Annotated in this window: 21 protein-coding genes; 10 read left to right on the forward strand and 11 right to left on the reverse strand. The window is 72.3% G+C overall.

The genetic code is table 11. From position 1 onward, the window contains the following. Positions 1-3: 3 nt before the first annotated feature. From pfkB to ACWGIS_RS00810, 3 genes are all read left to right on the forward strand, one after another. Complete coding sequence (gene pfkB / locus ACWGIS_RS00800; RefSeq protein ID WP_453360250.1) at positions 4-957, forward strand: 1-phosphofructokinase; 954 nt, start codon at positions 4-6, stop codon at positions 955-957. Between the two features lie 160 nt (positions 958-1,117). Next, on the forward strand, positions 1,118-3,331 hold the full coding sequence (locus ACWGIS_RS00805; protein WP_453360251.1) for a PTS fructose transporter subunit IIABC: 2,214 nt from the start codon (positions 1,118-1,120) through the stop codon (positions 3,329-3,331). A gap of 118 nt (positions 3,332-3,449) precedes the next feature. Further along, positions 3,450-3,704: a hypothetical protein gene (locus tag ACWGIS_RS00810; RefSeq protein ID WP_453360252.1), complete on the forward strand. Its 255-nt coding sequence runs from the start codon at positions 3,450-3,452 to the stop codon at positions 3,702-3,704. Between the two features lie 263 nt (positions 3,705-3,967). Here ACWGIS_RS00810 and ACWGIS_RS00815 read toward each other — a convergent pair whose 3' ends face one another. The 4 genes from ACWGIS_RS00815 to ACWGIS_RS00830 form a co-directional block, all read right to left on the reverse strand. Next, a complete protein-coding gene (locus ACWGIS_RS00815; protein WP_453360253.1) occupies positions 3,968-4,720 on the reverse strand; it encodes a DUF6227 family protein in 753 nt (250 codons plus the stop codon). A 157-nt stretch (positions 4,721-4,877) separates the two neighbouring features. Then, complete coding sequence (locus ACWGIS_RS00820; RefSeq protein WP_453360254.1) at positions 4,878-6,095, reverse strand: L,D-transpeptidase; 1,218 nt, start codon at positions 6,093-6,095, stop codon at positions 4,878-4,880. A 365-nt stretch (positions 6,096-6,460) separates the two neighbouring features. Further along, positions 6,461-7,489 carry a P1 family peptidase gene (locus tag ACWGIS_RS00825; RefSeq protein WP_453360255.1) on the reverse strand — a complete coding sequence of 343 codons (1,029 nt, stop codon included), beginning with the start codon at positions 7,487-7,489 and terminating at the stop codon, positions 6,461-6,463. A gap of 112 nt (positions 7,490-7,601) precedes the next feature. Beyond that, positions 7,602-8,864: a low temperature requirement protein A gene (locus tag ACWGIS_RS00830; RefSeq protein WP_453360256.1), complete on the reverse strand. Its 1,263-nt coding sequence runs from the start codon at positions 8,862-8,864 to the stop codon at positions 7,602-7,604. Positions 8,865-9,051: 187 nt separating this feature from the next. Between ACWGIS_RS00830 and ACWGIS_RS00835 the strand changes: the two genes are divergently transcribed. Then, complete coding sequence (locus tag ACWGIS_RS00835; RefSeq protein WP_453360257.1) at positions 9,052-9,234, forward strand: hypothetical protein; 183 nt, start codon at positions 9,052-9,054, stop codon at positions 9,232-9,234. 142 nt (positions 9,235-9,376) lie between these two features. Here the strand turns inward: ACWGIS_RS00835 and ACWGIS_RS00840 are convergent, their stop codons facing one another. From ACWGIS_RS00840 to ACWGIS_RS00865, 6 genes are all read right to left on the reverse strand, one after another. After that, entirely contained in the window at positions 9,377-9,853 is a 477-nt protein-coding gene (locus ACWGIS_RS00840) for a large conductance mechanosensitive channel protein MscL (protein ID WP_453360258.1), read from the reverse strand. Positions 9,854-10,027: 174 nt separating this feature from the next. Continuing rightward, positions 10,028-10,588 (reverse strand): hypothetical protein, encoded by a 561-nt coding sequence (locus ACWGIS_RS00845; protein WP_453360259.1) that lies wholly within the window; start codon positions 10,586-10,588, stop codon positions 10,028-10,030. A gap of 239 nt (positions 10,589-10,827) precedes the next feature. Beyond that, a complete protein-coding gene (locus ACWGIS_RS00850; protein ID WP_453360260.1) occupies positions 10,828-11,724 on the reverse strand; it encodes an S-methyl-5'-thioadenosine phosphorylase in 897 nt (298 codons plus the stop codon). A 74-nt stretch (positions 11,725-11,798) separates the two neighbouring features. Beyond that, positions 11,799-12,131 (reverse strand): FmdB family zinc ribbon protein, encoded by a 333-nt coding sequence (locus tag ACWGIS_RS00855; RefSeq protein WP_453360261.1) that lies wholly within the window; start codon positions 12,129-12,131, stop codon positions 11,799-11,801. A gap of 68 nt (positions 12,132-12,199) precedes the next feature. After that, on the reverse strand, positions 12,200-13,468 hold the full coding sequence (locus ACWGIS_RS00860; protein ID WP_453360262.1) for an MFS transporter: 1,269 nt from the start codon (positions 13,466-13,468) through the stop codon (positions 12,200-12,202). Positions 13,469-13,770: 302 nt separating this feature from the next. Then, complete coding sequence (locus tag ACWGIS_RS00865; protein ID WP_453360411.1) at positions 13,771-15,288, reverse strand: potassium/proton antiporter; 1,518 nt, start codon at positions 15,286-15,288, stop codon at positions 13,771-13,773. Positions 15,289-15,533: 245 nt separating this feature from the next. Between ACWGIS_RS00865 and ACWGIS_RS00870 the strand changes: the two genes are divergently transcribed. Further along, positions 15,534-18,299 (forward strand): penicillin acylase family protein, encoded by a 2,766-nt coding sequence (locus ACWGIS_RS00870; RefSeq protein WP_453360263.1) that lies wholly within the window; start codon positions 15,534-15,536, stop codon positions 18,297-18,299. Between the two features lie 86 nt (positions 18,300-18,385). Here ACWGIS_RS00870 and ACWGIS_RS00875 read toward each other — a convergent pair whose 3' ends face one another. Further along, a complete protein-coding gene (locus tag ACWGIS_RS00875) occupies positions 18,386-18,961 on the reverse strand; it encodes a 5-formyltetrahydrofolate cyclo-ligase (RefSeq protein WP_453360264.1) in 576 nt (191 codons plus the stop codon). 133 nt (positions 18,962-19,094) lie between these two features. Here ACWGIS_RS00875 and galU point away from each other — a divergent pair, with 133 nt between their 5' ends. The 5 genes from galU (at position 19,095) to ACWGIS_RS00900 (ending at position 23,103) form a co-directional block, all read left to right on the forward strand. Continuing rightward, on the forward strand, positions 19,095-19,997 hold the full coding sequence (gene galU, locus ACWGIS_RS00880) for a UTP--glucose-1-phosphate uridylyltransferase GalU (RefSeq protein ID WP_453360265.1): 903 nt from the start codon (positions 19,095-19,097) through the stop codon (positions 19,995-19,997). Positions 19,998-20,001: 4 nt separating this feature from the next. Further along, positions 20,002-21,324, forward strand: a complete 1,323-nt coding sequence (glp, locus tag ACWGIS_RS00885) for a molybdotransferase-like divisome protein Glp (protein ID WP_453360266.1) — start codon at positions 20,002-20,004, stop codon at positions 21,322-21,324. Between the two features lie 149 nt (positions 21,325-21,473). Then, entirely contained in the window at positions 21,474-21,953 is a 480-nt protein-coding gene (gene moaC, locus ACWGIS_RS00890) for a cyclic pyranopterin monophosphate synthase MoaC (protein WP_453360267.1), read from the forward strand. Then, complete coding sequence (locus ACWGIS_RS00895; protein WP_453360268.1) at positions 21,950-22,462, forward strand: MogA/MoaB family molybdenum cofactor biosynthesis protein; 513 nt, start codon at positions 21,950-21,952, stop codon at positions 22,460-22,462. The genes moaC and ACWGIS_RS00895 overlap by 4 nt, the downstream gene beginning before the upstream one ends. Continuing rightward, entirely contained in the window at positions 22,459-23,103 is a 645-nt protein-coding gene (locus tag ACWGIS_RS00900) for a GNAT family N-acetyltransferase (RefSeq protein ID WP_453360412.1), read from the forward strand. The genes ACWGIS_RS00895 and ACWGIS_RS00900 overlap by 4 nt, the downstream gene beginning before the upstream one ends. Positions 23,104-23,279 lie beyond the last annotated feature (176 nt).

The following is a 23,279-nucleotide window of genomic DNA, read 5'->3' on the forward strand; positions in this document are numbered from 1 at the left end:
CGCATGATCCTCACCGTCACCCCCAACCCCTCACTCGACCGTACGTACGAGGTCCCCTCCCTCGGCCGCGGTGAGGTCGTCCGGGCCACCGGCGAGCGGATGGACCCCGGCGGCAAGGGGGTCAACGTGTCCCGGGCGGTCGCCGCGGCCGGACGGCGCACCGTCGCCGTCCTGCCGCTGGGCGGGGCGCCCGGCGCTCTCGTCGCCGAACTCCTCGACGCCCAGGGCATCGAGGTCGCCCCCGTCCCCGTGGCCGGCGCGACCCGCTCCAACATCTCGGTGGCCGAACCCGACGGCACCCTGACGAAGATCAACGCGCCGGGCCCCCACCTCACGCCCGCCGAGGCCGAGTCGCTGCTGGAGACCGTGCGGCGGCAGTACCGCCCCGGCGAGACGGACTGGATCGCCTGCTGCGGCAGCCTGCCGCGCGGACTCTCCCCGTCCTGGTACGCCGACCTCGTCGCCCGCGCCCACGCGGCCGGTGCCCGGATCGCGCTGGACACCTCGGGACCGGCGCTGCTCGCGGCACTGCGCGAGCGGCCCGACGTCGTGAAGCCGAACGCCGCGGAGCTCGCGGAGGCCGTCGGACGCCCCCTCGCCACCGTCGGCGACGCGGTCAAGGCCGCCGAGGAACTGCGCGGACTGGGCGCCCGTACCGTACTGGCCAGCCTCGGCGCGGACGGGCAACTGCTGGTGGACGCGTCGGGCGCCTGGTTCGGCAGCGCCCGCGTCGACGCCGTACGCAGCAACGTGGGCGCCGGTGACTCCTCACTGGCGGGCTTCCTGGTCGCCGGCGGCGGCGGTCCCGAGGCCCTCGCCTCCGCCGTCGCCCACGGCGCCGCCGCCGTCCGGCTGCCCGGCAGCGTGATGCCGGCCCCGGCCGACCTCGACCCCTCCGCCGTGACCGTCACACCGGAGGTCCCCGTGGACCGCGTCCTCACGGAGCCGGTGTCATGACGCCGGCGGCCACCCCCTCGGGACAGGCACCGACGCGGCGGGGAATCCCCGCCCCCGCCGCGGCCGTCCCCGCGCACCCCGCCCGCCGCGAGAGCGGCACCCCCGTCCCCACCCCCGCCCGGCGGTCCCCGCGGGCCATACGCGTGCGAAGGAGCCCGCGATGAGCGAGATGATCACCGCGGACCTGGTCGACCTCGACCTGTCCGCCGATACCAAGGAGGCGGCGGCGCGCGCCCTCGCCGAGCGCATGGCGGCCCTGGGCCGGGTCACCGACCTCGACGGCTTCCTCGCCGACGTGGCCGCCCGCGAGGCCCAGATGCCGACCGGCCTCGACGGCGGCATCGGCATCCCGCACTGCCGCAGCGCCCACGTCACCGAGCCGACGCTCGCCTTCGGGCGCAGCGCCACCGGCATCGACTTCGGCGCGCCGGACGGGCCCGCCGACCTGATCTTCCTGATCGCCGCCCCGGCCGGCGCGGACGACGCCCACCTCACGATCCTGTCCTCGCTCGCCCGGCAGCTGATGAACGACGAGTTCACCTCCGCGCTGCGGGCCGTGGACGACGCGGCGGCCGCCGCCGCGCTCGTCCGGGGCGACCGGCCCACGGCGCCCGCCGCGGCCCCGGCCGGCTCCGGCACGGGCGCACCCGACGACTCCGCGGCGGCGTCGAACGCGGCGGCCTCCGCCGACGCCGCCGCGGGCCCCTCCGCCCCGGCACCGGGCCGGGCCGTCCAGGACGGGGCCGCCCCGGCACCGGGCGACCCCGGCGGCGCGGGCACCGCCTTGGCGCCGGGCGACACCGGCGACGCGGGCACTGCCTTGGCGCCGGGCGACAGCGGCGGCGCGGGCAGCGGCCCGGCCGAGGGTGCGCGGCCGTTCCGGATCGTCGCCGTCACCTCCTGCCCCACCGGCATCGCGCACACCTACATGGCGGCCGAGTCGCTGGAGAACGCCGGCCGCGCGGCAGGGGATGTCGAGATCGTCGTCGAGACCCAGGGCTCGGCCGGCTTCACCCGGCTCGACCCGGCGGTCGTCGCGGCGGCGGACGGCGTGATCTTCGCGCACGACGTGCCCGTACGCGACAAGGACCGGTTCGCCGGGAAGCCGACCGTCGACGTCGGCGTGAAGGCCGGCATCAGCCGGGCCGCCGAGCTGATCTCCGAGGTCCGCGGCAAGGCGGAACGCGGCGAGGTCACCGCCGGCTCCGCCCCCGGCAGCCCGGTGGAGCGCACCGGGGAATCCGGCGAGGGCTACGGCACCAAGCTGCGCAAGTGGCTGATGAGCGGCGTGAGTTACATGGTGCCGTTCGTCGCCGCGGGCGGCCTGCTGATCGCCCTCGGCTTCGCGATCGGCGGCTACGAGGTCAACAAGGCGCCCTCCGTCATGGACCACTTCGTGTGGATGCAGGCGGACAGCTGGGGCGCGCTGTTCTTCCAGATCGGCGGCGTGGCCTTCGGCTTCCTCGTCCCGGTCCTGGCCGGCTACATCGCGTACGGCATGGCGGACCGGCCCGGTCTCGTCCCCGGCTTCGTCGGCGGCGCGATCTCCCTCACCATCAACGCGGGCTTCCTCGGCGGCCTGGCCGCCGGTCTCATCGCCGGTGGTGTGGTGATCGGCATCCAGCGGGTGCCGATCCCGGCGGCGCTGCGCGGCATCATGCCGGTGGTGGTGATCCCGCTGATCTCCGCGGCGATCGTCGGGTTCCTGATGTTCGTGGTGATCGGCAAGCCCATCGCCTCCGCGCAGAAGGGCATGACCGACTGGCTGAACGGTCTCACCGGCACGAACGCCGTCCTGCTCGGCGCCCTCCTCGGCCTGATGATGTGCTTCGACCTCGGCGGCCCGGTCAACAAGGTCGCCTACACCTTCGCCACCGCGGGCATCGCGGTCGCGAGCCCAAGCGACTCCGCGATGAAGATCATGGCCGCGGTGATGGCGGCCGGTATGGTGCCGCCGCTCGCGATGGCGCTGGCGACGACCGTGCGCGGCAGGCTGTTCACGCCGACCGAGCGGGAGAACGGCAAGGCCGCCTGGGTCCTTGGCGCCTCCTTCATCTCCGAGGGCGCGATCCCCTTCGCCGCGGCGGACCCGCTGCGGGTCATCCCGGCGTCGATGGCGGGCGGAGCGGTCACCGGTGCCCTGTCGATGTCCTTCGGCGCCACGCTGCGCGCCCCGCACGGCGGCATCTTCGTGGTCCCGCTGATCGGCAACCCGTTCCTGTACCTGGTGGCCATCGCCGCCGGGGTCTGCGTCACCACCGCCGTGGTGATCGTCCTCAAGGGCATGCGCAGGCAGGCACCGGAGGGTGCGGGGACGCTGCCCGGGGTGCCGGCACCGGCGGGCGGGAGCACGAAGGAGCCGGTCGCGGCCTGAGCGGCCGAACGGGGGCCGCGCACATGCCCCTTTAGGGCGGTGGTGAGTCGTTCACCGCTTCTGCGAGATGCGTCACGGTCCGGGGCCGAAGTCCCGGATCGTGGTGTTCACTGGGCGCATGCCTGAGCATGTGTCGAACCTTCAGCCGGCGGGCGCGAGCGTCCTGGCCCTGGCGGCCGTCATCGGGGTCGTCGGCCTGGTACGGCTGCTGCGCCGAAGCCGGTCCGCGGCGGCGCCGCGCCCCGTCGGCACGCTGCGCGCCGTGCCCGGCCAGCGGCGGTCCGGCCCGGGTGCGGAGAGCGTGGAGCTGACCCCTCAGGAACGTGCCGCCTTCGCGGGCCTGGTACGGCAGTTCACCGACAGCCGCCCATGACGAAGCCCTGACGAGACGCCTCACGGTCACTGGAGCCCGCTTGGGTCCGGGTTGCCGGTGTCCCGTCGCGGGCATGGGCGTCGGTGTGCAGATGCGTGCCGACGCGGGCGTGCGTCGGAGTGCGGGTGCCGAGGTGCGCCGTCGCGGGCGTGCAATGGAGTGCGGGTGCGCAGGCGTACCAGTGCCGGAGCGGGCGCGGGTGTGCCGTTGCGGGGGCGGGCGTCGGTGCGGTGCTGCGGTGTGCCGGTCGTCGTGATGCCGGGTCAGCCGAGCCGCGCGGCCCGGCGTTCCATCGCCTCGCGGGCCACGCTCTCCGTCGCGTACACCTCGCACATGTGCCGGCGGTCGGGGGTCGCCGTGTGCTCGACCTCCCACAGGGAGATCTCGCGCCCGTCGCGCAGCAGGAAGGCGTGCTCGTAGAGCGAGAAGCTGAGGCGGGACGTCTGGCCCGCCCGGCCGGGGCGGCCGAAGGCCTGGGTGATCTGGTGGGCGCACGCCTCACGCAGCAGCAGCGCGGTCAGGGCGGCGTCGGGCCCGTCCGCGTTCTCCGCGCGGCGCAGCAGCCGGCGCGCGTGGTCCGCCGAGTCGTCCGGGACGTACGCGTGCCGGGGCTCGGGGACGGGGGACAGCTGCACCGTCACGGGCAGCTCGAAGTCCGGTGTGTCCGAGGGCAGGGGTAAGCGGCCCGTCGCCGCCCGCAGCTCCTCCTCGTCCACGTACACCTCGTGCTGCGCCTCGGCGCCCCGCGCGGTGTTGTGGACCAGCTCCCACAGCGTGACCGCCGAGCCGTCGGCGAGCAGCCAGGTGTGCCGGTACGTCTCGCGGTGCAGCCCCGCGCTGTGGTGCGCGGAGTGCAGCGAACTGTCGTGCGCCAGCGCGCAGTCGAGCAGCCGCAGGGTCTCGTCCGGCAGCTCGAAGGAGTTCAGGGCACGGCCGAGAAGTCGCGCGAGATGCTCCTCAGGAGACTCGGGCGACTCGGGTGGCTCGTACGCTGCTGTCTCGTACGGAACGCTCAAGGCTTCTCCCGGCGTTGCTGCATGTCACCTTGTGGGTGCATACCGTAGCCCCTCGGTCGGACATCATGTCCGCGAACCGAGAAAACGTACGGAGGGAAAACGCGCGGGCCGCGCGGAGTGTTCCCGCGCGGCCCTTACGACCCCCGAAAAGCCCTCGTCAGACGGCACTTCCGGCGGTCCACTCGCTCCACGGCATGTTCCAGCCGTTGAGCCCGTTGTCGGGTGCGACCGGCTTGTCCGGGGAGTTCTTCACCGTCACGACGTCCCCGACGAGCGAGTTGTCGAAGAACCACCTGGCGACCGTGTCGCCGTGCGCGCCCCGCTCGTCGGCGAGACCCACGCAGCCGTGGCTGGTGCCCTCCCGGCCGAACGGCGGATTCCCGCGGTTGTACCAGTAGTTGCCGTGGATGAAGGTCCCCGACGTCGTCAGCCGCATCGCGTTCGGCACGTCCGAGATGTCGTACTCGCCGCCGTGGCCGACCGTCGCGCCGTTCATCCGGGTCTGCCGGAACTTCTCGGAGATCACCATCTGGCCGTTGTACGTGGTGTTCTCGGCGCTGCCCGACGAGATCGGGATCGACTTGATGGTCTTCCCGTCCCGCACCACCGTCATCGTCTGCGTCGCCACGTCCACCGTGGAGACCTGCCGGCGGCCCACGGTGAAGGTGACCGTCTTGTCCTGCACGCCGTAGACGCCGTTCGCGCCCTCCACGCCGTCCAGGTCGATCGTCATGGTGACCTTGGAGCCGGCCTTCCAGTACTGCTCGGGCCGGAAGTCCAGCCGCTGCGCCCCGAACCAGTGCCCCACGACCTTCTGGCCGCTGCTGGAGCGCACGGTGATGTGCGACTGCACCTTCTTCTTCGCGCTGATCGCCTTGTCGAAGGTGAAGGACACCGGCATGCCGGCCCCGACCGTGGCGCCGCCGTCGGGTGTGTACGTCCCGATGAAGCTGTTGGCCGTGGAGACCGTGCTGAAGTCGGAGTCGGCGGCGACCTTGCGCCCGTCACCGTCCTCGGCCGTCGCCGTGATCCGGTACTTCGTCCCGCGCTCCAACTGCTCCTTGGGCTTCCACGCCTTCCCGTTGCCGGAGATCGCCCCGGGCACGGCGGCCCCGGTCCCCGTCACCGTCATCTTCACGTCGGTCAGCCTGCCCCCGCTGACCTTGACGCCGGTCGCGTTGATGGACGCGTTCTTCGAACCGTCCTCGGCCGAGATGACGATCTTCGCCGCCGACGTCCTGGACGAACGCCCGTTCTTCCCGTCCTTGTTGTCCGCACTGGCGTCTCCGCCGCAGGCGGTGAGGGTGAGGGCGCCGACCATCAGGGCGGCACAGGCCCCCACTGCGCGCCGCATTGATATGTCCGGCGTTGTCACGGGCTGCTCCAGGTTCGTGTCGTGTGGGTGATCCGCTCCGTTGCGTGGAGAAAGAGCGCCACGTGCCTGGAAGGGTTCCTTCCGTAGCCGACGGACGCCATCGCGTGACAGAACCGCGACAATCCCCACCCCGCCCACCGTCCTTGCCACCCCGGATCCCGCAAGGCCCGCCTGGCTCACCGCCCTTCCCGCCCCGGATTCCGCAAGGCCCGCCTGGCTCACCGCCCTTCCCGCCACGGATCCCGCAATGCCCGCCTGGCTCACCGCCCTTCCTGCCCCGGATCCCGCATCTCTGCGCCGCTCTCACAGCCCGGCCTCCGCAATTCCCGGGCCGCCCAGCGCCATTGCCCCCCGGATCCCGCCCGCTACCGGCCCCCGTACAGCTCCTCGTACGACGGCCACGTCCCGCCCGGTCCCTCCACCGGCCCGGCCGTCCGCACCGCCCGGACGATCGCCCGCGTCACCACGTCCGCGCCGGCCGCGAGCACCTCGTTGAGCGCGAGGGGCTGGTCCGCTGCGAGCGGCCGGTCACCCGTGGCGAGCGCGAAGACCGTGTCCCCGTCGTTCAGCAGATGGACCGGCCTGACCGCACGCGCGATGCCGTCGTGCGCCGTGCCCGCCAGCTTCTGTGCCTGCGCGCGGCTGAGGTCGGCGTCGGTGGCGACGACGGCCAGCGTCGTGTTCAACGGCGGAGGGGCGTTCCGCTCGGCGACCTCGGTGAGCCGCCGCTCGGCCGCGGCGTGCACCTCGGCGGGCGGAAGGGCCATGGTCCCGCTCAACAACTCCCCGTACAGCGCCCCCGTCCTCGGCTCCACCGCGGAACCCGCCGCGTTGGCCACCACCAGCGCGGCCACGGTGATCCCCGAGTCGAGCAGCATGCTCGCCGTCCCCACCCCGCCCTTGAGCGGACCGACGGCCGCCCCCGTGCCGGCGCCGACGCAGCCCTCCCGCACCGGGGCGCCCGGCCCGCTCGCCTCGGCGGCCTCGACCGCGGCCCGCCCGGTGGCCGCGTCCGGCCGCGCCCGGAAGTCGCCCCCGCGGCCGAGGTCGAAGACACAGGCGGCCGGCACCACCGGCACCACGTGCGCCGCGTCGGGACCCACCCGCACCCCGTGCCCGCGTTCCTCCAGCCAGGCCATCACCCCCGACGCGGAGTCCAGCCCGTACGCACTGCCGCCGGTCAGCACGATCGCCTCGACCTTCTGGACCAGGTTCCGGGGGTCCAGCGCGTCGGTCTCCTTGGTGCCGGGACCACCGCCGCGCACGTCCACGGCCGCGACCGCGCCGCCCGGGGGAGCCAGCACCACGGTGGTACCGGTGAGCCGGCCCTCGCCGGTGAGCGTCGCGTGGCCCACCCGCAGTCCCGCGACATCCGTCAGAGCGTCAAGTGTCATGCCCCCAGTGTTCCTTCGCCGCTCCTCCGCAGCCGGATGCCCATCACCGTGGCGCGGTCACCCCCGCCGGTTCCCCGCTACCGCGGCGCGGTCGCCTGCGCCGGGTTCCCCGCTACCGCGGCGCGGTCGCCCGCTCCTTCCGGCCCGCCGCCGCCCGTCTCGCCGTCCGTGCCGTCAGCGCCACCCCGGCCGCCACCGTCGCCGCGCTCACGACGCCTGCCGCGAGCACCGCCCAGTGGCCGAGGAAGGTGCTCAGGACGACGAGGAGCGCGGACGTCGGCAGGACGAGCTGCTGGGCCACGCCCACCTTGAAGTAACGGGCGTGCAGCGCCCACACGGTCAGGAAGAACAACGCCGTCGGCAGCGTCACCGCGGCGGACGCGGCCAGCGTCGAGATGTGCGCCTGGCCGACGGCCTGCTCGACGGCCACCTCGACCCCCGCCCCGATCGCGGCCGCCGAGGCGAGGATCAGGTAGTGGCCGTACCCCCACACGAACGCCTGCACGCTCGTCCGCAGATGGCCGTGGATCGGCACCGCGAAGTAGATCCACCAGGCGGCGAACACCACCAGCAGCCCGCCCACCGCGATGGGCAGCAGCTCACCCAGCGCCTCGTGCTCGTCGACGGCCGACTTCACGGCGACCGTGGCCGCGGCGATCGTCTCGCCCAGCACGATGATGGTGAACAGGCCGTACCGCTCGGAGATGTGACGCGGATGCCAGGGCGTGGCGGCGTCCTTCTCCGCGTACAGGGGGACGGCCATCTCGACGACCGCCATCACCAGGAACACCCAGGGTCGGGCGGGCTCGGGCAGCACCAGCAGTCCGAGCCAGCCGATCTGGCAGAGCAGCACGCCGCCCGCGTACCGCAGCGCGGTCGTTCTCTCGCGGCCCTCGCAGGCCCGTGCCGCCCGCAGCCACTGGGCGATCATCCCGAACCGGATGATCGCGTAGCCGAGCCAGACGAGCAGGAAGTCGTGGTCGGCGAACGCCTTCGACACCCCCGCCGCGAGCACCAGGGCGCCGGCGATCTGGATCAGCGTGACGACCCGGTACAGGACGTCGTCGTTGTCGTAGGCCGAGGCGAACCAGGTGAAGTTCATCCAGGCCCACCAGATCGCGAAGAAGATCATCGCGTAGTTCAGGATGCCCTCGCCGGCGTGCCCCTCGGCGACCGCGTGCACCAACTGCGCGCCGGCCTGCGCGACGGCCACGACGAAACAGAGGTCGAAGAAGAGCTCCAGGGGCGTCGCGACGCGGTGTGCCTCGTCGCGGCCCCGGGCGGTCATCCTGCGCAGCGGGCTTCGGTCGGCCGGTCGCGCCGCACGGTCGGAGGCGGATGCGGAACCGGTGGAACCGGCGGAACTGGTGGTCATGAGGCCAAGCACAGCAGAGATGGAACGGAAAGTCTTGTGAAGGCGTTCACATGAAGGCGGCCCTCCACCGGCCTCGCGGCGGCGCCCGGCAAGCGCCCCCGGTTCTGGCAGGCGGACTTCTCGCCCTCCCGGTTCCGGCGAGCGGCGACCGGAACGCCTCCTCGACCCCGGCACGTACCCTGGAGGCATGAGTACCGCCCCCGCACCCGAGCCGCGCGACCCCAAGGCCGCGCTGGTCTTCGACGACCCGCTGAGCGAGCAGTCCTCGGACGACACCGACCGCGGGTGGGGCGAGCGGCCCGGCGGCGAGGGCGACAGCGCGGCGGACCTCCGGCGCTTCCTCGACGAGAAGCCGCCGCACCACATCTGAGCCGCCGTCCGCCGGCCCGCGCCTGTGCTCATTTCCGGCACGGGTGCCGGTGCCGGTTCTGTTTTCGGTGCGGGTGCGGGTGCGGGTGCGGGTGCGGGTGCGGGTGCGGGTGCGGGTGCGGGTTCGGCTTCCGCGTCCGGTCCTAGTCCCGGTCGTGGCCGGAGCCGCGCTGGGCCACCAAGGCGTCGCGGATGTCCTTGAGCACCTCCAGCTCGGTCACCTCGATGATCTCGTGCGTGTCCTCCTTCGCCTTCCGGCGGGCCTCCTGGCGGGCCAGGTACTTGGACATCGGCAGGACCATCAGGAAGTAGACGACGGCTCCCGTGATCACGAAGCTGAGCGTCGCGCTGAGCACCGTGCCCCACATGATGGGGATGCCGCTCGTGACCGTGCCGTCCTTCGCCATCGCGCAGGGCGACTTCAGGCAGGAGTGGTACTTGTCGAGGTCCTTGGTGCCGAAGGCCCCCACCAGGGGGTTGATGATGCCCTTCACCACGGAGTTGACGACGTTGGTGAAGGCGGCGCCGATGACCACGGCGACGGCCAGGTCGATGACGTTCCCCCGCATCAGAAAGGCCTTGAAGCCCTCCAGAACGCCCGGCTTCTTCTTCTCGCTCACCGAGAGGCCCCTCTGCACAAGTTGTGGAACAAACAGTTCCGCAACCTACGTCAGAGTGTCCCGGGCCTGTCCAATTCGGTCGCTCGATCGTGCGACTTGACACCATTTCCGCGAACGGCGCCCGCCCTTTTGCCCCGGTCCGGACGACGGTCCCGGTGGACATCACGGTCCCGGTCAGCACAGCGTCACCGCCAGCCGTGCCGTGGTGCCGGCTCCGGCCAGCCGGGTCGCCGTGGCCCGCGGCACCGACAGGACGACCAGTGCCCCGGCCTCGGTGGCGCCGACGTCCGGCAGCTCGGTGACACGCGCCCCGGCCGCCACCACCCGCGCCCGGCCGGTGCCGTCCGCCGCGACGACGTCCACCCGGTCGCCCGCACGCAGCAGCCCGACCGTGGCCCCGTCGGCGATGCGGACGGCCGCCGTGACGCTCTCGGGCGCGGGGCGCCCGCGTGCGGGAGCGGACACCGGAGCCCGTGGGGGAGCCGCCGTCGGACGGTCGCGGGCCCGCTCGGCGTCCCGGGGCCCGGCCGCCACGAGCGCGGCCGCCGTGACCGCCAGGCCCGCCGCCAGCGCCCGCCTCCGGTGCCGCAGCAGACGGCGAAGCCGGCCGTGGGCGCCGCGCACCCGCACGGGAGCGAAGTGCGGCACCTCGCACGGAGGAGGCGCGTCCGTGCCCGCGGGGCCCGTGACGGGGGAGACGAGCGAGGAGAACGGTGCGGGGGAGAACTGGGCCATGACTGCCACCACCTGCGACGAGAGATCGGCTTGCGATCCCACGATGAGGCCTCGCGGCCGAGCCCGCCGGAGCCCGTGGACCACCGGCGGATTGTGGACAACTCCCTCACCCGAACGAGCAGTTCCGCAGGCTCTCACCGAGAGAACCCGGGATCCGTCCCCTCAGGGAACTTGGAACCCCGAACCCGGGATCCGTCCCCCTTTAGGGCCTTACAACCCGGAATTCGCGATCCATCGCCTCAAGGGAGCTGGAACCCCGGATCCATCCCGCCCAGCGCAGTCGTGCACAGGCAGTCCCGTGTCTCGTTCGACGGGAGGCCCGCGACCGCGTCGAAGAGCACCCCGCGCAGCCGGTCCACGTTCGCCGCGAACACCTTCAGCACCTCCTCGTGGGAGACGCCCTCGCCGGTCTCGGCGCCCGCGTCCAGGTCGGTGACCAGGGTCATGGAGGTGTAGCAGAGCTCGAGTTCGCGGGCCAGCGCGGCCTCGGGATGCCCGGTCATGCCGACCACCGACCAGCCCTGCGCCTGGTGCCAGAGGGACTCGGCCCGGGTGGAGAACCGCGGCCCCTCGACGACCACGAGGGTGCCTCCGTCGACGGGCTCCCAGTCCCGCCCGCGGGCGGCGGCCAGCGCGGCCCGGCGCCCGACGGGGCAGTACGGGTCGGCCAGCGACACGTGCACGACGTTCGGCACCTCGCCGCCCGGCAGCGGCAGGCCGTCGAAGTACGTCTGCGTCCGGGCCTTGGTGCGGTCGACCAGCTGGTCCGGTACGAGCAGGGTCCCCGGGCCGTACTCGGGGCGCAGCCCGCCGACCGCGCACGGGCCGAGCACCTGGCGCACGCCCACGGAGCGCAGGGCCCACAGGTTGGCGCGGTAGTTGATGCGGTGCGGCGGCAGATGGTGGCCGCGGCCGTGGCGGGGCAGGAAGGCGACCCGTCGGCCGGCGATCTCGCCGAGGAAGAGGGAGTCGCTGGGCGGCCCGTACGGGGTGTCGACCCGTATCTCGGTCACGTCGTCGAGGAACGAGTAGAAGCCCGAGCCGCCGATGACCCCGATCTCGGCCGTGACCGGCGGCTGTGCCTGTGCCGGGCGCCCCGCGCCCGCCGGGTCCTGTGCGTTCTCCGTGTTCGCCATGACGGCACCCTAACCGGGGCCGCGCACGCCGAAGACCCCGCCGTCCAGGACGACAGGGTCTCGTAAGAAAGGCCTTACGCGGCGGTGCTGCCGGCCGACGAGGAGCCGCTCGACGAGGAGCTGCTCGACGAAGAGCCGGACGACGGCTTCGAGTCCGACGAGGACGTGGACTTGGCGTCCGACGAGCTCGACGACTTCGAGGACGAGGCAGGGCTGCTGCTCGACGAGGAACCGCGGCTGTCATTGCGGTAGAACCCGGAGCCCTTGAAGACAATGCCGACCGCGGAGAACACCTTCTTCAGGCGGCCATCGCAGTTGGGGCACACGGTCAGGGCGTCGTCCGTGAACTTCTGCACCGCCTCGAGGCCCTCGCCGCACTCGGTGCACTGGTACTGGTAGGTCGGCACTTGTCTTCCTCCTGGCACTCTCACTCAATGAGTGCTAACGACGGTCCATAGTGACGTATTCCGAGGGATCAGTCCACCGCCACCGGTGTGCGGTGACCGACGCCACGTGCGACGGTCCGGCTCCGGGGGCGCTGGGACAGGCGTGAACGCAGGGCCACCAGGGTCACCAGGGCCAGTACGGTCCCGGCCATCGGCACCAGGAAACCGGCGCCGTCCCAGAGGCGGTCCTCCAGCTGTCCGGCGACCGTGACGGCCGCCGCCTGGCCGAGGGCCACCGCCCCGGTCAGCCAGGTGAACGCCTCGGTGCGGGCGCCCGCCGGCACCAGACCCTCGACCAGCGTGTAGCCGGTGATCAGGGCGGGCGCGATGCACATGCCGACCAGCAGGCCGAGCCCGGCGAGGACGACCACGGACTGGGCGGCCCACAGGCCCGACGCGGCGAGCGCGAGCGCCCCGTAGCCGAGGACCAGGCGGCGCTGCGGGGCCACCTTCCAGGCGACGGCGCCGCAGACGACCCCGGAGAGCATGTTGCCCGCGGCGAAGACGCCGTACAGGACGCCGTTCAAACCGGGCTCGCCGATCGACTCGCTGAACGCGGCGAGGGCGACCTGCATACCGCCGAAGACCGATCCGATGCCGAGGAAGGCGACGATCAGGACGCGTACACCGGGGATGCCGAGCGCGGAGGCGTGCTTCACGCGCGTGTGCCCCGCCTCCACGGAGGCGACGGCGGGCTGGGTGCTCTTCTGCGCCGCGAACAGCAGTCCGCCGACCAGGGTGAGCGCCGCCTCGGTCAGCAGGCCCGCCGCCGGGTCCACGGCGGTGCACAGGGCGGTGGCGAGCAGCGGGCCGAGCACGAAGGTCAGCTCGTCCGTGACGGACTCGAAGGCCGCCGCGGTCGTCATCAGGGGGGAGTCCTGGAGCTTGACGCCCCAGCGGGCGCGCACCATGGGGCCGACCTGGGGCACGGAGGCGCCGGTCGGCACGGCCGCCACGAAGAGCGCCCACAGCGGGGCGCCGGTCAGCGCCAGCAGCGTGAGGGACAGGCCCGCCAGGGTGTGCACGAGGACGCCGGGCAGCAGTACCGCACGCTGGCCGTGGCGGTCGGCGAGCCGCCCGCTCCAAGGCGCGAACAGCGCCATGGAGACGCCGGTGGCCGCCGCTACGGCGCCGGCGGCCCCGTAGGAGCCGGTGGTGTGCTGGACGAGGAGCACGATGGAGATCGTGAGCATCGCGAACGGCTGTCGCGCGGCGAAGCCGGGGAGCAGGAACGTCCAGGCGCCGCGGGTGCGCAGCAGCTGTCCGTATCCCGGGCGGGAGGTGACCGTGGATGCCACGGCCCGTGCCTTTCTGCCGCCTGGTAGCGCGCCCCCCTGGTGAGCGGCGGCGCCGAGAGCTGTCCTCTTGCGCGGAACTGCGGTAGATACCGGCGTCCCGGTGGGGACGTCACGGCCGCCATACGGTCGCGCCAGCTCTGCGTCAGGCAGAGTTGGTTCGATCAAAGCTGTGCCTTCATCGTACAGGGGTGCAGGTCTGTGGCGCCTGTGAAAGCGAGCACCATGGCGGTGTCGGCCTGCGAATACCTGATGCCGTCTATGCCCTGGTAAGTCCGTGTGCGACCGTCACGCGCGCGGGGGCGCTAGTGGCCGGCCCGGTGTTCCGTCCCGTCGGCCCGGGTGCCCAGCCAGCCGGCCAGCTTGCCGCCCTGCGCCACCGCGCGCAGCCGCCTCTCGGCCGCGTCGCGGACCGGGTCGGTGGCCACCACGAGCAGCTCGTCGCCGTACCGCAGCGTCGTCGTGGGAAGCGGCACGAAGGAGGTGCCCTCGCGCACCACGAGGGTGACGGCGGCGCCCGGGGGCAGCCGCAGCTCGTTGATCTCCACGCCGTGCATGCGGGAGCGCGGCGGGATGGCGACGGACAGCAGGTGCCCGCGCAGGCGCTCCAGGGGCGCCGACTCGATCCCCAGGTCGGCGGCCTCGGTGGGCGCTCCCAGGTTCAGCTTCCGGGCCAGCCAGGGCAGGGTGGGCCCCTGGATGAGGGTGTAGACGACGACCAGCACGAAGACGATGTTGAAGATCCGGCGGCTCTCCGGGATGCCGCTCACCATCGGGATGGTCGCCAGGATGATCGGCACGGCGCCCCGCAGGCCGGCCCAGGCGATCAGCGTCTGCTCCTGCCACGGCATGCGGAACGGCAGGAGGCTGGAGAAGACGCTCAGCGGGCGGGCCACCACGGTGAGCACCAGCCCTATGACGAGCGCGGGCCAGACGTCGTCGCCCATCTCGTGCGGAGTGACCAGCAGTCCGAGCAGCACGAACATGCCGATCTGGGCGAGCCAGCCGAGACCCTCGGCGAAGCCGCGCGTGGCGGGCCAGTGCGGCAGCTTGGCGTTGCCGAGCAGCATCGACGCCAGGTAGACGGCGAGGAACCCGCTGCCGTGCGCGAGGGCACCGGCCGCGTACGCCGTGACCGCGATGGCCATGACGGCGATCGGGTAGAGGCCGGAGGCGGGCAGGGCCACGTGCCGCAGCCCCCAGGCGCCGAGCCAGCCGACCGCGAGGCCGACGGCCGCGCCGATGGCCAGTTCGAGCGCTATCTCGCCGAGGAGGGCGTACCAGTGCTCCACGGGGCCGGCGGTGGAGAACGCGACGACCAGGATGACCACCGGAGCGTCGTTGAACCCGGACTCGGCCTCCAGGACGCCCGTCACGCGCGCGGGGAGGGGGATTTTCCGCAGGACCGAGAAGACCGCCGCCGCGTCCGTCGAGGACACCACCGCCCCGATGATGAGCGCCTGCCGCCACTCCAGCCCGATCAGGTAGTGGGCGGCCGAGGCCGTGACCCCCACGCTCACCGCGACGCCGCCGAGAGCCAGGGCGGAGGCGGCCGGGAGGACCGGTCCGATCTCCTTCCACTTCGTGCCGAGGCCGCCCTCGGCCAGGATCACGACGAGGGCCGCGTACCCGATGACCTGGGTCAGTTCGGCGTTGTTGAAGTGGATGTCGCCGAGGCCGTCCTGGCCCATGGCGACGCCGATGCCGAGGTAGACGAGCAGGCTGGGGAGCCCGCTGCGCGACGAGATGCGGACCGCTGCCACCGCGATGAGCAGAACGAGCGAGCAGACGAGCAGGAGCTGGTTGAGGTGGTGGACAGTCAGCGGCCGTTCCCTTCACTGGCCCGCGCGGGTCGGCGCGGGCACACGTACTACGGACCCAAGTACTTCATTACCTTACCTAAGTCTTGACTTTTTCTTGACACTCCTGGAGGCAAGATCGAACGCCCGTGCTCTCGGGTTCCCGACTCCGCGTCAAGGCGCGGTGGGCCCTGCGCCTATGGTTGCTCCTGCGCTCAGTCAAAAGCACAGCCCGCCCTGCCGCTCGCGTTAGGACAGCAAGGACAGCGATGCCCCCCAACACCACCGCCTCTTCCGGCCAAAAGCCCGGCAAGTCCGGCAGGAAGAAGGGGCGCAGAGCCCGTCTGCTCGTGATCGTTCTGGTTCTGGCCCTCGTCGGAGGCGTCGCCTACGGCGCCTACTGGAGCATCAGCACCGTCCGGGCCTCCTTCCCGCAGACCAAGGGTTCGATCGAACTCGACGGGCTGTCAGGTCCCGTGGACGTGAAGCGGGACGGCTACGGCATCCCGCAGATCTACGCCTCCTCGGACGAGGACCTGTTCATGGCGCAGGGCTACGTCCAGGCGCAGGACCGGTTCTACGAGATGGACGTGCGCCGGCACATGACCTCGGGGCGCCTGTCCGAGATGTTCGGCAAGGGGCAGGTCGAGAACGACGAGTTCCTGCGCACCCTCGGCTGGGACCGGGTGGCGAAGAAGGAGTACGACACCAAGCTGTCGCCCTCCACGAAGAAGTACCTCCAGGCCTACGCCAAGGGGGTCAACGCGTACCTGAAGGGCAAGGACGGCGCGGACCTGTCGCTGGAGTACGCGGCCCTCGGCTTCGCCAACGACTACAAGCCGCACGAGTGGTCGCCGATCGACTCGGTGGCCTGGCTCAAGGCGATGGCCTGGGACCTGCGCGGCAACATGCAGGACGAGATCGACCGCTCCCTGATGACGAGCCGCCTCGGCCCCAAGCAGATCGCCGACCTGTACCCCGACTACCCGTACGGCCGGAACAAGGCGATCGTGCAGGAGGGGCAGTACGACGAGGTCACCAAGACCTACGTCCAGGGCGCCGCGGCCACGGGCACCGGGACCGGCACGGCGGGCTCCGCGGCGGGCAGCGGGCTGGCCGGGAACACCGCCGCCCCCGAGGGCCTGCAGAGCCAGCTGTCGGGGCTCTACGACGAGCTGGAGGACGTCCCCACGGCCGTCGGCGTGAACGGCAACGGCATCGGCTCCAACTCGTGGGTCGTCTCCGGGGACCACACCATCACCGGCAAGCCGCTGCTCGCCAACGACCCGCACCTGTCGGCCTCGCTGCCCTCGGTCTGGTATCAGATGGGCCTGCACTGCCGCAGCGTCGGCGACAAGTGCCGCTACGACGTCGCCGGCTACACCTTCGCGGGGATGCCCGGCGTGGTGATCGGCCACAACCAGGACATCGCCTGGGGCATGACGAACTCGGGCGTGGACGTCACCGACCTCTACCTGGAGAAGCTCACCGGGGACGGCTACCAGTACGGCGACAAGGTGCTGCCCTTCGAGACCCGCCGGGAGAAGATCCGGGTCGCGGGCGGCCGGACCAAGACGATCGTCGTCCGGGAGACCGACAACGGCCCGCTGCTGTCCGACCGGGACGACGAGCTGGTCAAGGTCGGCAAGAGGGCCACCGTCGACAGTGCGGCGCCCGACCGGGGCGACGGCTACGGCATCGCGCTGCGCTGGACCGCGCTGGAGCCGGGCAACTCCATGGACGCCGTCTTCGAGATGGACAGGGCCGCCGACTGGAGCGACTTCCGCAAGGCCTCGCGGTCCTTCGACGTGCCCTCGCAGAACCTGGTCTACGCCGACACCGAGGGCAACATCGGCTACCAGCTGCCCGGCCGCATCCCCACGCGCGGGACGGGCGACGGTTCGCTGCCCTCGCCCGGCTGGGAGAGCAAGTACCGGTGGACGGGCTACATCGACCAGGCCGAGCTGCCGTTCGAGTACAACCCCGAGCGCGGCTACATCGTGACGGCGAACCAGGCCGTCGTGAACAAGGACAAGTACCCCTACACGCTCACCACGGACTGGGGCTACGGCTCGCGCAGTCAGCGCATCACCGACCTGATCGAGTCGAAGATCAAGGGCGGCGGCAAGATCTCGACCGACGACATGCGGCAGATGCAGCTCGACAACAGCAGCGAGATCGCCAAGCTGCTGGTGCCCAAGCTGCTGAAGATCGACGTCGCCGACAAGGACGTGCGCCAGGCCCAGAAGCTCCTGGAGGGCTGGGACTACACCCAGGACGCCGATTCCGCGGCGGCCGCGTACTTCAACGCGACCTGGCGCAACATCCTCAAGCTCGCCTTCGGCAACAAGCTCCCCAAGGAGCTGCGGGTCAAGGGCCAGTGCCTGTACGTGGACCGGGTCGACACCACCGGGCCCGCGGACGAGGACGAGACGGTGCGCGAGTGCGGCGAGCGCGACGCGGACCAGGCGCAGCCGGACGGCGGCGACCGCTGGTTCGAGGTGGTCCGCTCGATCATCGACGACGAGGACAACGCCTGGTGGGCCTCGCCCAAGACGCGCCTGGACAAGGCGACCGGCACCCGTGACGCGCTGTTCGCCCGCGCCATGAAGGACGCCCGCTGGGAGCTGACCGCCAAGCTCGGCAAGGACATCGACACCTGGAGCTGGGGACGGCTGCACCGCCTGTTCCTGAAGAACCAGACCCTCGGCACCGAGGGCCCGCGCGTCGTGCAGTACATGCTCAACCGCGGCCCGTGGAAGCTCAGCGGCGGCGAGGCGACGGTCAACGCGACCGGCTGGAACGCGGCGGGCGGCTACGGAGTCGTCTGGGTCCCGTCGATGCGCATGGTGGTCAACCTCGGGGACCTCGACAAGTCCAAGTGGATCAACCTGTCCGGTGCCTCGGGACACGCCTACAGCGCCCACTACACCGACCAGACGGACAAGTGGGCCAAGGGCGAGCTGCTGTCGTGGCCCTTCTCGGACAAGGCGGTCGGCAGGAGCACGAGCGACACGCTGCTGCTGAAGCCCTGACGTCGTCCGCGGAACCCACCGGAACGGCCCTCCACGCACGCGTGGAGGGCCGTTCCGCGTTCCCGGGGGATCTTGGGCGGAGGGCGTCAGCGGAAGCGCCGTACGGCCGACGGGGTGACCGCCGCGTGCACCGGCCGGTCGTGGGGCTCCGCGGGTACCCGCTCCACGACCTCGGTGTCGTACAGGAGCACCACGAGGGCAGGATCGGCTCCCGCGCGCTCCAGCCGGGCCAGCACGCGGTCGTAGGAGCCGCCGCCGCGGCCCAGGCGCATCCCGCGTCCGTCGACGGCCAGGCCGGGCAGCAGGACCGCGTCCGCGTCCGTGACGGCGGCCGGCCCGAGTCGCTCGCCCGCCGGCTCCAACAGGGCCATCCGCGCGCCGTGTCGAACGCTCACGAGCGACGCCTCTCCCGTATAGGCGCCCCAGTCCAGGTCGTTGTCCGGCAGCAGGACCGGCAGGAGCACCCGCACCCGGCGCGCGCGGAGCGCGTCGAGGAGCGCGAGCGTGCCCGGCTCACTCCCCACGGACCCGTACGCCGCCACCGTGCCCGCGTGCGCCAGTTCGGGCAGCTCCAGGGCGCGCGCCGCGAGAGCACGGCCGGTTTCCCGCACGTCATCCGCCGTCAACCGGCTCCTCACCGAGAGGAGCTCTCGCCGCAACATTCGTTTGGCAGGCTCGGCTTCGCGTCCCAGGTGGCTCACAGGTTGCTCCCGTACTCTTCGTAATGTGCTCATATGAGAACGAATTAACCGGAGACACAGAATCCGCACATAGCCACCGGATATGGTTGCGGGCATGACTGAGTCGCACCCCAGGATCAGCAAGGCTGTCATCCCCGCAGCGGGCCTCGGCACCCGGTTCCTGCCGGCCACCAAGGCCACTCCCAAAGAGATGCTGCCGGTCGTCGACAAGCCCGCGATCCAGTACGTGGTCGAAGAGGCCGTGTCGGCGGGGCTGGACGACGTCCTCATGATCACGGGCCGCAACAAGCGCCCCCTGGAGGACCACTTCGACCGCAACTACGAACTGGAGTCGGCCCTCCAGAAGAAGGGCGACGCCGGGCGCCTCGCCAAGGTCCAGGAGTCCAGCGACCTCGCGACGATGCACTACGTGCGCCAGGGCGACCCCAAGGGACTCGGCCACGCCGTCCTGTGCGCCGCCCCGCACGTCGGTGACGAACCCTTCGCCGTCCTGCTCGGCGACGACCTGATCGACCCGCGGGACCCGCTCCTCGCGCGCATGGTCGAGGTTCAGGAACAGCACGGCGGCAGTGTCATCGCGCTCATGGAGGTCGCGCCCGAGCAGATCCACCTCTACGGCTGCGCCGCCGTGGAGGCCACCGGTGAGGGCGACCTCGTCAAGGTGACGGGTCTGGTCGAGAAGCCCGACGCGGCGGACGCCCCCAGCAACTACGCGATCATCGGCCGCTACGTCCTCGACCCGAGCATCTTCGGCATACTGCGCACCACCGAGCCGGGCCGCGGCGGCGAGATCCAGCTCACCGACGCCCTGCAGCAGCTGGCCACGGACGAGAAGGTCGGCGGACCGGTGCACGGCGTGGTCTTCCAGGGCCGCCGCTATGACACCGGCGACCGCGGCGACTATCTGCGTGCCATTGTCAGACTCGCGTGCGAACGTGAAGACCTGGGACCGGACTTCCGGGCCTGGCTTCGCAGTTACGTAGCCGAGGAGATGTAGCAACGTGAGCAGCGCCGCGACCCGCGCCACCGGCCAGGACCGCCTCTGGTCGGTGTCCGAGCACCTGGAGGACATCCTCGCGACCGTCCGCCCCCTGGAACCCATCGAGCTGCAACTGCTCGACGCCCAGGGCTGCGTCCTGGTCGAGGACGTCACGGTGCCGGTCTCGCTGCCGCCTTTCGACAACAGCTCGATGGACGGGTACGCGGTCCGGGTCGCCGATGTCGCGGGCGCGAGCGAGGAGTTCCCGGCCGCCCTGACGGTCGTCGGCGACGTGGCCGCGGGCCTCGCCGAACTGCCCTACGTGGGCCCCGGCGAGGCCGCCCGCATCATGACCGGCGCCCCCCTGCCGCCCGGCGCGGAGGCGGTCGTCCCGGTGGAGTGGACCGACGGCGGACTGGGCGAGGGCGCCGTCGTCGGGATGCGCGCTCACAGTTCGGCACCCGAGGGTGCCACCGGCCAGGTCCGCGTCCACCGCCCGGCGACGGCCCGCGCGCACGTGCGCGCCAAGGGCAGCGACGTGAAGGCAGGCGACCGCGCCCTGGAGGCCGGCACGATCCTCGGCCCGCCGCAGATCGCCCTGCTCGCCGCGATCGGCCGCGGCACGGTGCGCGTGCGCCCGCGCCCCCGCGTGGTCGTCATGTCCACCGGCAGCGAACTGGTCCAGCCCGACGAGCAGCTCGGCAGCGGCCAGATCTACGACTCCAACAGCTTCGCCCTGTGCGCCGCGGCCCGGGACGCCGGAGCGATCGCCTACCGGGTCGGCGCGGTCGCCGACGACGCCGAGACGCTCCGCTCCACCATCGAGGACCAGCTCATCCGGGCGGACCTGGTGGTGACCACGGGCGGTGTCAGCGTCGGCGCCTACGACGTCGTCAAGGAGGCGCTGTCCTCCGTCGCCGACGAGGACGAGGAGGGCGCCGGCATCGACTTCCGCAAGCTCGCCATGCAGCCCGGCAAGCCCCAGGGCTTCGGCTCCATCGGCCCCGACCACACGCCGCTGCTCGCGCTGCCGGGCAACCCGGTCTCGTCGTACGTCTCCTTCGAGCTGTTCGCCCGCCCGGCGATCCGCGCCCTGATGGGCCTCGACGACCTGCACCGGCCCACCACCCGGGCCGCCCTCGACACGGACAAGGCGCTGACGTCCCCGGCGGGCCGCCGGCAGTTCCTGCGCGCGACGCACGCGGACGGGAAGGTGAGGCCCGTCGGCGGCGCCGGATCGCACCTGGTGGCCGCCCTGGCGCACGCGGACGCGCTGATCGTCGTCCCCGAGGACACGACCTCGGTCGAGCCCGGAGCCGACGTCGAGGTCGTCCTGCTGGGCTGAACCGGCGGGGCCGGGCGGGTCGTCCCCGTCCGGCGGGCCGGGCCCGGGAGGGTCCGTTCCGCTCCGCACCCCGAGTTGGCGGTACCGTGTCGCGCACGACAGGCCGCGCGCCGCACCGCGAGGGGCCCTTACCGGGAGCGCCACAGCAGATGAGTACGCAGGACCGACTGACGCACATCGACGAGGCGGGCGCCGCCCGCATGGTCGACGTATCCGGGAAGGACGTGACCGCGCGCACCGCCCGCGCCAGCGGCCGCGTCCTGGTCTCGCCCCGGGTGGTCGAGCTGCTGCGCGGCGAGGGGGTCCCCAAGGGCGACGCCCTCGCGACCGCGCGCATCGCCGGCATCATGGGCGCCAAGCGCACCCCCGACCTGATCCCGCTCTGCCACCCGTTGTCGGTGTCGGGTGTCAAGCTGGACCTGTCGGTCGCGGACGACGCCGTGGAGATCCTCGCCACCGTGAAGACCACGGACCGCACGGGGGTCGAGATGGAGGCCCTCACCGCGGTCAGCGTGGCGGCGCTCACCGTGATCGACATGGTCAAGGCGGTCGACAAGGGAGCGGTCATCACGGACGTACGGGTCGAGACGAAGACGGGCGGCGCGTCGGGCGACTGGAGCCGGGCATGACCGCTCAGCCCTACCGCGCGCTCGTCGTCACCGCCTCCAACCGCGCCGCCGCGGGGGTCTACGAGGACCGGGGCGGCCCTCTGATCGCCGAGGCGCTCACCGCGTGCGGCTTCCGGGTGGACGGCCCGCGGGTGGTGCCGGACGGGGACCCCGTCGAGGCCGCCCTGCGCACCGCCGCCGAGGCCGGGTACGACGTCGTCGTCACCACCGGCGGCACGGGCATCTCGCCGACCGACCGCACGCCCGAGGCGACCCGCCGCGTCGTCGACCGGGAGGTGCCGGGCATCGCGGAGGCCATCCGGGCGTTCGGCCGGGACAAGGTGCCGACGGCGGCCCTGTCCCGGGGTCTCGCGGGTGTCGCGGGACGGACGCTGATCGTCAACCTGCCGGGTTCCACCGGCGGGGTCCGGGACGGCCTGGCCGTGCTGGAACCGCTGCTGATCCACGCCGTCGACCAGATCCGCGGCGGCGACCACCCGAGACCCAGCGGCAGTGGGGGTGCGAGCTGAACAGCCCATCCTGGCCCGTCGAGCTGCGGGAGGGCGACATCGTCCTGCGGCCGATAAAGCTGCGCGACCAGCGGGCCTGGCGCGAGGTCAACCGGCGCAACCGCGACTGGCTGCGGCCCTGGGAGGCGACGATCCCGCCGCCCACCCCGAGCGGCCCGATGGCGCACCGGCCGACCTACCGGCAGATGGTGCGGCACCTGCGCGCCGAGGCCAACGCGGGCCGGATGCTGCCGTTCGTCATCGAGTACCAGGGGCGCCTCGTCGGGCAGTTGACGGTCGCGGGGATCACCTGGGGCTCGATGTGCTCCGGGCACGTGGGCTACTGGGTGGACGAGGCGGTGGCCGGGCGGGGCGTGATGCCGACGGCCGTCGCGCTGGCGACCGACCACTGCTTCCGCACGGTCGGACTGCACCGCCTGGAAGTCTGTATTCGCCCGGAGAACGGGCCGAGCCGCAGAGTCGTGGAGAAACTCGGATTCCGCGAGGAAGGACTCCGGCCGCGTTATCTCCACATCGACGGGGCCTGGCGCGACCATCTCGTCTTCGCGCTCACCGCCGAGGAGGCGCCGGAGGGCCTGCTCGCCCGCTGGCAGCGCCGACGTGCGCACGGACCTCGGCAGAGCACCCCGGGAGACCAGTGACGAACGCCCCGCGCCGCTCCGCGTGACGCTGTGAATGCGGTGGTGGCCGGTTCACAGCCCGATCGCGGCGATAAATGAAATAGGTGTTCGAAATTGATCGGCGCGCGATCACCTGAGGGCGTTAATTTGGCGGTGTCGGCGGGCTGCTGATCGCATCGGTCACAAAAAAAGCTCGA

Source organism: Streptomyces sp. NPDC054842 (assembly GCF_053611025.1).